This is a genomic window from Candidatus Omnitrophota bacterium (assembly GCA_018894435.1).
Lineage (GTDB): Bacteria > Omnitrophota > Gorgyraeia > JAHIPI01 > JAHIPI01 > JAHIPI01.
Genome location: JAHIPI010000034.1, coordinates 1 through 11,421 on the forward strand (window position 1 = coordinate 1; position 11,421 = coordinate 11,421).

At 42.9% G+C, this 11,421-nt stretch carries 5 protein-coding genes; all 5 read right to left on the reverse strand.

Features of this window, described 5'->3' with window-relative positions; genetic code table 11:
• Nucleotides 1–108: 108 nt before the first annotated feature.
• Nucleotides 109–411 carry a hypothetical protein gene (locus tag KKI13_02565; protein MBU4487934.1) on the reverse strand — a complete coding sequence of 101 codons (303 nt, stop codon included), beginning with the start codon at nt 409–411 and terminating at the stop codon, nt 109–111.
• Nucleotides 412–830: 419 nt separating this feature from the next.
• Nucleotides 831–1,562, reverse strand: a complete 732-nt coding sequence (locus KKI13_02570) for a YceK/YidQ family lipoprotein (GenBank protein MBU4487935.1) — start codon at nt 1,560–1,562, stop codon at nt 831–833.
• Nucleotides 1,559–9,727, reverse strand: coding sequence for a VCBS repeat-containing protein (locus KKI13_02575; GenBank protein ID MBU4487936.1), 8,169 nt, complete (start codon nt 9,725–9,727; stop codon nt 1,559–1,561). Before KKI13_02575 ends, KKI13_02570 begins: the two co-directional genes overlap by 4 nt.
• Nucleotides 9,728–9,735: 8 nt before the next feature.
• Nucleotides 9,736–10,692 (reverse strand): hypothetical protein, encoded by a 957-nt coding sequence (locus KKI13_02580; protein ID MBU4487937.1) that lies wholly within the window; start codon nt 10,690–10,692, stop codon nt 9,736–9,738.
• A 17-nt stretch (nt 10,693–10,709) separates the two neighbouring features.
• On the reverse strand, nt 10,710–11,421 hold a 712-nt coding region (locus KKI13_02585; GenBank protein MBU4487938.1), incomplete at its 5' end, for a hypothetical protein.

Sequence of the window (11,421 nt, forward strand, 5' to 3'; positions counted from 1 at the left end):
CATTATAACCCATCTTATCCACCCAGACCAATATCAAATCTACAAACCTAAAAAGAACCTATTGTGTCCACTAGTTGCTGAAGTTGCACACCGTATCTACACAATCAACTAATATGCATGTCTAAATTCAGCCTCAAAAGCTCCAGGTTTATTTACTAAGTCTGCACCGTTTGAGGTCGTTTTAGAATATATCTTTAGATAACTTTCTGGCTCTTTGATATCAATTACATGGTCTGAATTAAAATCGGCAATATCTTTATGCGTAAGGTGTATCATGTGCTTACCTTCGTTTGTCTCAACTACAACATATTGTCCAATGCTTAGTTGCCCAACGCCTTTTCCATCAATCGAAATATTTATTTTCCTCGAACCGTCAATGCCATAAAGAAGAAAGTTAGAATCATTAAACACAACTAGTCGTAACACGCCCGGATTACTCGGAGCCTGGCCAATTATTTGCGACGGAAGTGACACTTCCTGCTTTATGGGTATAGCGGCCCGTAGAGTAGAAGTAAAGTGCTGATAAATACAAAACTGCAAAATATTTTTTCATGAAAGTTTCCTCACGGTTTAGAAATATAATTGATAACGGGCTATTATGGCCAATACTACCTTAATTCCAATTGGAAGTGGCACAGTTTTAAGGGGTAAGGTCAATCTGTACCAAGGCTTTTTTACCATTACCTAAACTGCTCCTTATAGTTATCTTGAATTATACTCCTAGGTATAAAAAATCCCAAGCTATTTTTAGCCCTGAGCTTGTCGAAGGGCAAAATGTGCTTAGGGAAAGTTTCCCGATTGGGTTGGAAAGCGTTACTGGTTAGGAGCTTTCATAGCCCGTAATCGGATATAACCATCGTAACTTTCTGTAAAAATCCTTTGCTATCTAACTGTAACCGATCCTCATTTCCGAGCCTGACCTGTCCAGTTTTTTTGTCAATTCGTATAATAATCCAACTATTATCTTTTCGTTCAACTTGGTATTTCCACCAATCAGTAATTGAAAAATTATAAATCACGGCATCGATTATTGTTATAATCTCTTCGGCTTGTTTTTCGTTTAAAATCTGTATTTTATTTTGGTCTAAAAATTTGTTTAATTGGGGGCTGATGAAAATATTCGGACTTTTTTCAGCAAAACGTTCAAAAACTATTTTCTCCCCGGAAGGCGAAATCAAACTAAAATATGCACCACTATCTTTAGCTGCATGCGGATTTCTTGATATTTTGAAACCAGGATAATACTTATTTAGCAATTTCGTTACACGGTGTGTGTTGCACATCGTTTGGAAAATATCGTATGGTAAGAGGGCTGTGTCAGAAATTGCGGCAAATGGAACATCCAATAAGGCAACCGTAAACACTAAATGCTCTATTCCGGTAAGCAATGGATCGTAAGTTTTATTGATAAATGACATTAGGCACGCAAGATCACCACTTAGGGAAGGATATATTTCCTGATATATTGGATAAGAATCTTTTTTTGCACGATGAAAGTAGGCAGACATCATACTAATAAGCACAAAAATCACAAGTATTAGGATTATAAATATTTTTTTCATTTGATCAGACTCCCTGGGCACTTGCCCAAATCCTGAGGTATATTGCCCCCAGAGCCATATATTACAAGATCGACTGCATAATTGCTATTCTTTGCTCCACTTATCGTTCTTTGAATCAATCCTCCTGGTGTAACGTAAGTATCAGCGTACTTAGAGCCTATCCATGCCTTTTCATAAAGTTGTCTATATTGATGAAATCGGCTCGTTACTACAGAAGTCTTCGTCCATTTTACTTGATTTGGATATTTATTAATAAATTCCATGGTTGTTTTTCTTGTTGCGGCAGGATTAATAGCAATGTTTCCATGTTCATCTGGCCCCATTTCCCAATAATTATATTGATCACTTCCAATTTCTCTCCATCTAATAAATTTATGCCTTAAATCTCCAAACGCTGGCCTTGAACCTATTTCTACATCCATTGTTTTGGATGGATCAACGCCAAGACTTACGAAAAGTTCTGTTGTATTGTTATGCGCTTGTGAATCTATCCCGTGTAATATGCTCTGCCAACCAGCGGCGTAAGAATATCCGGTAGCAAAACCTGCGCCAAAGCCTACGCCCGCACCTATGCCGGCTTGGGCGAACATATCTCCAACGCTACCTTCACCACCAGCATAACCTGAAGCTAAGCCGGCGGCAAAGCCGCCTATGGCAAATTCAGTGCCGGTTATTAATGCTCCTTCTAAGGGCGTTATAATCGAACCGCCCCATGACCCTGCCGCTGTTGCACCGACTCCAGTTCCAAAGCCAGCCCCAATACCAATCCCCATAGCCGATGTTGCTATATTCGCTATACCTGCACCAAAATAGCCGCAGACAGCACCTACAGCAGCACCTGCCCAGACATTGCCTCCTGCGTTATGAGCTGATATGGCACCTATTATTGCTCCAACTATAGCAGCTATTACAGCCCACCAGAAGTGTCCGGTCGGATCGATGTAACGTATCGGGTTATTTCTCGCATACGCATACCGGTTAAAGCTCTGCGGATCGTCGGGGTACGGTATTATCGTATCCGGCTGAATGAATCTGCCTAATTCCGGATCATAGTACCTCGCGCCATAGTAATATAGCGCAGTACTTGTATCAAAGAGCTTGCCTGTGAACTTGTAATTTGTATTATATGCTCCCTCTTCTCTTGATGTCAAGCCGTAAGGTGAATATTCAATTAATTTGGCAATCGCACCTGTTTCGTCGGTGATGACGTTGCTTGAACCGATATGATCCTGGTGGAAGTAGCAGTATTTTGTAGTCGCGCCATCATTTTCAACCGTGCAAATCCTTGTCGAGCCGAGAAAAATATGCTTACTTATTTTAGTCTCGGCACCTTTGGCTTGAACTTCGTATGTTGCACCTATGTAGGTTGTGGTTTCAAAGGAGGTAATGACTTTTACTCTGCCACCATCACCGTCATAGACGAAGCTCGTTTTCTCTCCTTCGTTTGGAATATTCCAAATCTGATTGCTTGCGACCTTAAGGAAGTAGCTCTTGCCGCCCTGAAGTTGCGTTACGGGAACATATGTTTCACCCTGTCGTTCGCATATATCACTATAGGTTATGTCGTTAAGCGCGGTTGCAACGTCAATTGATGTAACAGTCGGCGCACAAATTAAGTTCCAGCCCGTTTTAAGATCGAGCACTTCCTGGCTTGTGGGTGTAATACCCGAGACTTTAAGTGTCGAGGTCGTATCTACATATATCTCATAGCCTCTGCCGTAATCAAAAGTAGTAAAGTCGTTATATTCGGCTAAATCTTTACCCTGTTCATAGGCGAAGTTTTCCCATGCTTTAGTCTCAGAGTTATATCTTGAGACCTGCGCTTTGATTATGTCTGAATAAGCGAGTATAGCAGCGATATCTTCCGTTACAATAACGGGTAAGCTTATAAAGTTCCATCCGGCATTGAGGTTGATAGTATAATTACTTATGTATGATCCTTGGGATGGGGCCTCAATTAATCGATTCTCAATATCGTACTTAAAGGATTTCGCGCCTGATTCGGTCTCTTTTGAGAGCATATTACCGTTAGCATCGTAGGTAATGGCATAACGCGTAGAATTTTTCGTATAGTACGTTACCGCGTGAGGCCCAGCAGTTACGCCGTATTCCATCAGTGCAATATCACCATTTTGCGCCATATTACCAATAGAGTCATAGGCGTAGTTTATAATGCCATAGGATACGCCAGTGGCTTTGGTGAGGCGGCTCAAGTCATCATATTCGAAGGATTGAGTATTTGTGCCGGTGGATGAAGTGTCTGTAATTGATAATACATTTCCAACATTATCAAAACCGTATGTTAAATTTTGAATATTACCTGAAGGCGCTTGTGTTATAAGATTCTCGAGGCGCAAAGTTTCAGAATTATAGCTATATTCTGTATAGGTGCCGTTACCATAGTCAACGCGTGTCATCTGGCCGTTTTCGTTATAGTTGACGTTCGTAACATAGGTATGGGTTGCGCTTGATATGGTTTGGACACCACCGGCTTTATTATAAGCATAGATCAACACTTCGCCGTCGGGGTATTTTACTGTCTTTAATCTGTCTATTGAGTCATAAGTACGCTCAACTGCATAACCTACGCTGTCAACGATCTTTATAGTCTTGATCTCGCGGCTAAGATTATCATAGAAAAACTCTGTTGTACCGCTCTGGTCAGTAACTTTTACAAGGCGGCCTTTCGCATAGGCGTTTTCGGGTGTTACAGTGTCATATTCGTAGGTTACATTTGTTGACTTGGTTATAAGGCGGTTTATAACGTCGTAATCGAATTCTATCGCCTGCCCTTTGGCATCGGTTTGCTTTTTAAGATTACCCAGGGCATCGTAGTCGTATGTCCAATGGCCCATATCGGGATCATCCATTGAACGCTTACGGCCGAGGGAGTCATAAGTTATAATTGTTTCGTTACTTTGTGTATCTATAGCCTTGAGAAGATTACCTAATGTGTCGTACTGATATTGGGTAACATATTCTGCGCCTTCATTATATTCAGTCACTTTTATTAATCGTCCGAAGGCGTCTTTTTCCTGCTTTATCTTATTGCCGTTCTCGTCGATAGCCGTGACCATCCAACCTTCATATTCAATATAGCTCGATATACCGTCTGGTCGTAATGTTTGAATAACTCTACCAACAGCATCATAGAAGTAAATTATTTTTATCTGGTTATAGTTCGGCGGAAGATAAGTATCTGAGGTATCTGCAAAATATGGTATATACTTTTCTTTAACCTGGCCTCGTAAATCATATTTGACAATACCGCTGATAAGCTGTTTACCATCCTGTTCGGTTTCGGTTTTAACTTCTATTGTCCTGCCTAAGCCGTCTGCAAAGGCATACGATATTGACTTAGGTTTGCTTTCATCCACTTTGGTTTTAGTAGCAACCCTTACAGGCCTTAAGTCCAAGTTATAGGTATACTCTATGGCCGGAGATGACTCAGTATCATTTGGCCCTATTACTTTAAGAGTTCTCCCGAAATTATCATATATTGTACGGGTCATTTGGCCGTTCGGGTCAGTTGAAGTCAGAACCTGGCCTGTTTTCTTATCATAGGTAAAGCTTTGAGTATGGCCTAATGTATTTGCTACCAGAATGGGGAATGCATATTCATACACAGCGTCATAAGTGGTCGTGGTTTTTCTGCCGAGGGCATCTTCTACTTCAACAAGATTACCACAGGTTGGTAAACCCGGTACTTCATAGTCGTATTTAAACTTAGTAATGGGGTTACCTTCACCAGTATTAAGCCATTTCGTTTCTGTTTTTAGACTACCGCGCGTGTCATATGTATAAGATGTCTGCGAAACGATCTCATCGCCCTTTTTGATTGTCGTCTGTCTTGGCTTACCCAAAATATACTTATCTATGAGATTCTGGTTATATTCATATTCTATAACGGTGCAGCGGTCATCAGACAGATCATCAACAAAACCTAATTCATCAATACGTGGAACGTTACCATAGGTATCAGGTGTGCTATAAATAGTTTTTATATTGCGGGGCGTTCCGGTTGTATCATTGTATACGGTAGATGTTTGGCTAAGTATATACGGAAAATCACACAAATCGCCGTGAACTTTATTATTTTCCTGCCATTCGTACGCAACTGTACTATAAACTTTAGCGCTACTATCCGTAACTTCTTCCCATGCGGGTTTACCTTTAAGTACATTGCCTTGATAAAACTCCGTTTCTTTTATTGTCCCTTCAAAGTCAATTACTTTAACATGCTTAAATCCCCTGAATTCGCGTGAATTAGGTTCAAACATACCGCCTGAGTATTCGTAATTAACACTATAACTATTGCCCATGCCGTCGGATTTTGTCTCTTTTTTGACGACCTGCACCGGGAATGGTAAGGCAGGCTTGCCGTCACTGCCTGTATTATTAAGCTGGGTTGAAACTTCGTATTCTATATTTGTAGTTCCTCCGATGCCGTTATCGATAGCAATAAGCAAGTCCGGCTGTTTGGAATTGTGGAGCTTAATCTCCCATTTGTTTAAGACGCCTTGTGCTGATCTATTGAATACAGACGCATCGCCTATGCTATCACCGTTATAATCGCCTCCCGAGGGAAGAATATCACTGCCTGCCCCAAATGGGGTTGGCCAGTTTGCGCCTACAGCTTTATTAACTTCGGCGCCCCCGGGTAAAGTTGTAAATGCTTGAATCTCATAATTTTTTGTCCCTACACTACATTCTTTGTTGGAGTCAGCCAGGGCTCGGGTTTCCATTTTAATTCCGCCGCAATTTGCCCAGCCGCTTGATTTAGTCCTTATTCCGGAATCTCCTGAACTATTATCGATTGAAACCCATGTCCCGTTAATCTTTAAGTAAACATCCCAATTGTTCCAATGAGAACCGCTACCTCCGATAGCAGAAGAGGAAGCGCACCTATACTTAACAGAGCTAATATATGTCTCAGGCCATTCAAATACCGTAGTAGTTGTCGAGGACTTAGAGCCATAGCTTCCTCCGTCATAAAAACCAACCCACGTATCCCAGTTTCCATCGCAAACGTTTGTGTGGGATCCGCTATTGATGCGCCCTGTGGTTGCTCTAATCATGCTGTCAAAGCCGATACCGCTCGATGTGGCATATTGCCATTCGCCTTTACCTGAATCGAAATACCCCACATCAGTTTTGCCGTCGTGGTTATAATCGGTAATAATCGGCTCTTGGCCAGCGCCGAAGTTGGGCAGCCATGTCGTCCCGTCTGTAAAAGCGGGTAAAGCGCCATTAGCCGCTACTTCATCTTGGGCAGTCCATGCCTGCATTTCATATACATAGGCATAACCGGAACCGCCATGGCCGTTAGGATCGGCCCAGCTTCTACATTCCACCTTCATGGCCGTGACTCCTGTCCATGGGCCGGATTCAGTCGCTTGCCCTGTATCAATGGAGCATGTTCCTGCCCCGCCACTCCAACCATTTGAATATCCCGCACCTATTTGATGCCAATCTCCATCATAATACAGATAAACTTGTGCGTTACAGCCGCCGCCGCTGCCGCCGCCGGTATACGCACCAGCACCTGCCCTCCAAACAATACGATCAATATTAACCTCTTCATTAAACGTAACCGTACTGACTTCGGTTACCGTGCCTCCATTACCGCTATCATAATTTGCCCCTGCACTGCTATACCAATCGCCATCGTGTATATTATCGGCAGAGCCGTAGTTACTTGAATATGAGGCTGCATTTTGAACCAAATCGATGCTTTGTGTAGATGTCGTATCCTGTGATAGAAGTACATCCCATTTGCCGGATCCTCTATCCAGCGCCAAAATATCTGTAAGGCCGTCTCCGTTGAAGTCGCCTGCATAGGTTACACCTCCCGTTAAGCCGGTACTATAAGGAATCGCTGTATCAACAAAACCTGTTCTGTCCTCTTTTGCAAGCCTTATGCAGAAAAATCCGTCATTATTATAGGATATATCGGCATACCCGATATCCGTTACACCGTCGCCATTAAAATCGCCTATTAAGGGGTTACATGCTCCGCCTCCGAATCCCGTTAAATTCCACGCAGGGTCAGAGTCATGTACAAACCCTTCTCCGTCTGAAAGGGCGAATTTCCAGTCGCCGCCTTGCCTGTCATAAACAACAATATCAACCCGGCCGTCGCCGTTGAAGTCACCCGTAAGAGAAAACGCATGATCAGCGTCTTTTCCTTTAAAGTCGCCCATCCATTCCCGCAGGTTATCGAATTCGCCTTTGTCCGATACAGCAACCTTCCAGCTGCCTGTTTGAGTATTAAAGGCACCCACGTCGGTCATGCCGTCGCCGTTAAAATCGCCTGATATGGGGAATGACTTAGACGGGTCTTCGTTCTGGTCTATGACTTCGACTGAACATGAATCTGTGTCGCTTTTAGAACCTGGATCGGTTACGGTAACGCTGTATTCGTAGATGCCAATTTCGGTTTTGTTTCGCGTAACGTCGAGAGTCGGGTCACTGGGCACGATGGTACCGCTTTGTATAACTGTGCCGCTTTCTTTTAGCTCATAAGCCAGGGTATCACCGTCTTCGTCATTAGCGTCAATATGCAGTGTAAAATCTGTGCCACTGGTGACGCAAAAATTGTCCGTAGTAATTTCGACAGCGGGAGTAGTATTTACGTTTACAACGGTAATCTTTATAGGCGCTAAAGTGTCACCGCCTTTATCGTCTGAGACTTTAGCGTTTACTTCGTAATAACCAGCCTGTTGATAGGTAGGGGTCCATGTAAAAATACCAGTTGTTTCATTTAAGTCTGCACCCACAGGATAATTTTTGCCGTCAATGGGCACCAATGAATAATGAAGGATATCTTCGGGATCATCGGTTGCCGGAATGGGGAATTCCAGACGTTCGTTTTCATTTACAGTTTTATCTTCAATCGGAGGTACCACCGGCGGTTGATTAGGAAGATGAATATCCCAGTCGGCATAATAGATTTTTTTGGCAGTAGTCGAAATTATCGAATATGCAATCCGCGGCCATTCTGAACTATTAAGGACAAGGCTTATATCGCCCGGAGTAAAGCCCGTCGGAATAGTAGCAACCTCCTGCAGCGCCCATACTCCGCCGATTCTCTTTCCGTAATAGACTTTTTGGCCGTTGAAATAGGCAACATGGAAGTTATTCACCGGATCAATAACCAAAGATGCTCTTACAATGCTATCTGCGGCAAGCTGAGCAATAAGCTCATACGACCAATAACCGCCTATCCTTTTGGCAAGGTAAAGCGATTTCGTGCCATAGACATTCTGGATAACGCAATAGAGGTTGTTGCTGCTATCTACCTGCAGGGTGCCGTTTGTGTCATAGAGTATTTCGTAGCCGGCGCCGAATGTTTCCGAATACCAGCTAGTGCCGTTTTTATAACAATGGATAAGCCCGCCGCCGTATGCGCCATTTTCGACAATCGCATGAGGAGCACTGCTTCCATGGAAAGTAACAAGCGCCGATGGGCAGAACTCATTTGAGTATCTTTTGACATTAAGATTTAGCGAGCCAAGGCCTTCTGTATCAAACCAAGTTGAACCATTACTATATTTATAACAGAGCTGTTTCGGGTAAGGGGGCGGAGGAGTTTGAGTATTATTCCACCAAAAAAGGTGCATACCGCTATCATCATCCATAGAAAACGATTCGTAGTTCCCTGTCCATGCCCCTTGTATTGGAGGGACAGTTTCCTGCCAATCGCCGCTCTTATTTGTTATATAGGATATCTTCTGCCCCCATTCCAATGCGTATACTATGTGGACATAATTATCGCTGTCTATAGCGATCGAGGTTTCTGCGCAGGCTGTAGTTTTTGGGATACTTGGGGTAAGTTCGTTGATACTCCACGTGCTCGCTCCTTTATATCCATAGAAGAGATGCGTAGGAAACGCTGGTGAACCAGTATCTTGGCCGAATACTATGTGGGATTTCCCTAAGCTATCAATGGCTAAAGAAGGATCGCTTCCATCATACAATTCAACAACCTGCCAAGATGGCGTAGGTGGCGGCTCATCGGCATGCGCCTCCGGTATAATGATTTTTTTGACGGCCTGTGGGAGTGGTAAAACATCGGCTATAGGCAGAATGAGATTGATGTGCAGCACTATCAGGCTGCTTATTAGAAGCTTCTCTAAAATTGTGTGCTTCCTTTTAATAAACATCTCTGCCTCTACGGTTCAAGTTTCTGATACGTAAATGTCTTAGCGGGCAAAGTATTACCCGCACTGTCCGAAAGCTGAATCGATCTAAGCAATGATCGTGAGGTGTCTGAGCTTAATTCGTAAGTCAAGTTATATGTCCAGACAACTCCCCCGTCTATCGTAATGCGTATCTTTTCGAGCCGTTTCTTCATAATAGAAGGCCAGCCTGCTCTATAGTTATAGATTTTGTCAGGACGATCGGCTGGCTCGTATACGAACTCGACCCTCTTATCTGCAGATAACGGCGGATTGCATAATTGATTACTTGTATAATTGATGTATTTAGGATATACGGTATTGTCGGATTTTTCGTAAGCGTAGGTTATGGCATTGCCGTAAACATCCACTGCCTTATCGAGATACCATGCAAACGTACTTGGCTTATTAGGATGGTTTAATCTTGAGGCCTCTGTTAAGCCAAAATGGTATTGAGTACCTGCTTTATCATAGGCAATCCATTTATTTTCGGCACTTACATAAACATATTTTGTAAATGACGATTCTATCTTTGCCCTATATTCATCGCCGCCGATATAGACGAGTTCCTCCCCGCCCGCTATAAAGGTATCAGTATTGTCATATCTCGGCACCCCGTTCTTAGTAGACCGTTGTATAGCCGACGCTGGCAAACTCCAACCGACACCACAAACACCATTTGGATTGTTGGATGAATATGAAAGCGCGACATTGGGCTGGACATTCTTGCGTCCTGGCGGAACTACGATAGGAATACCCAAGGTTGCGGCGCCCGTGGCAAGGTCTGTTTTGAAAGACTCGCTCATAAGCGAAGAAAATGCACCTCCTATTGCCGAAGGTGATACAGCCGGAAGAGACGGTGGTTGAATTGGGCCTTCGGCAATTGTGTATGGTGATGCGATGAATAAGGCCATCGCTGCTATCAAGCTAATCGTAATGTATCTTTTCATAGCCTTTTCCTCATTTATTATTCCTCTGGTGGCGCTATAGGCATCCTAAAGTTATAAATCATCTTCGAAACCATAGTATCTTTTTGAGCCACATCTTTTGCTGTTATGTTGATATCATTTAAGCCGTAGTCCAAGGAAAAACTATCTGCTGAAAAAGTAGTCCCGCTAACCATGGCCGGTTCAGAATTTATATAGACCGATAATATGCCGTTATCGTCATTGACATTACCTGATATATTTATTTCGGAGAGACCGATAAATTTATTTTCTAGGGGGAGTATATTTGTAAGTGTTGGGTATTCTAGATCTGTAGGATATGAGCCGATATTTTCACCGCCCTGTCCCATACCCAAACACGGCGATTCCGCTTCAAGATAAAAATTATCGGAAGCCGGATCTATTAACAGCGGGTCATCCTCAATATTCCCTTGGATTCCGATTAAATCGAATAGGCTTTCGGATGAATCAAGCCAGAAGTTCTTGCCGTTTTGATAAAAGAGATTGTTATTTATGCCAGCCTTACGCTGTACAAAAAGCTCATTATCTTCGTATGTGAAAAATACGGCTGAATCACTACAGCCGTCAAATATATTGTTATAGATGTGCGGGTTTTCCTTATGCATGCGGAGAGTTATGCCGATTTTATTATTGTAAAGGGTATTATTTTTTATATCGCCCGAGATAACGCCTCCGAATGCCTGTGCAAAATAATATATACCGCAATCCGTA

Bases quoted from the DNA above. Each gene is read 5' to 3' on its own strand.
- KKI13_02570 (MBU4487935.1), bottom strand. From the start codon at position 1,562: ATGAAAAAAATATTTATAATCCTAATACTTGTGATTTTTGTGCTTATT.
- KKI13_02575 (MBU4487936.1), bottom strand. From the start codon at position 9,727: ATGTTTATTAAAAGGAAGCACACAATTTTAGAGAAGCTTCTAATAAGC.
- KKI13_02580 (MBU4487937.1), bottom strand. From the start codon at position 10,692: ATGAAAAGATACATTACGATTAGCTTGATAGCAGCGATGGCCTTATTC.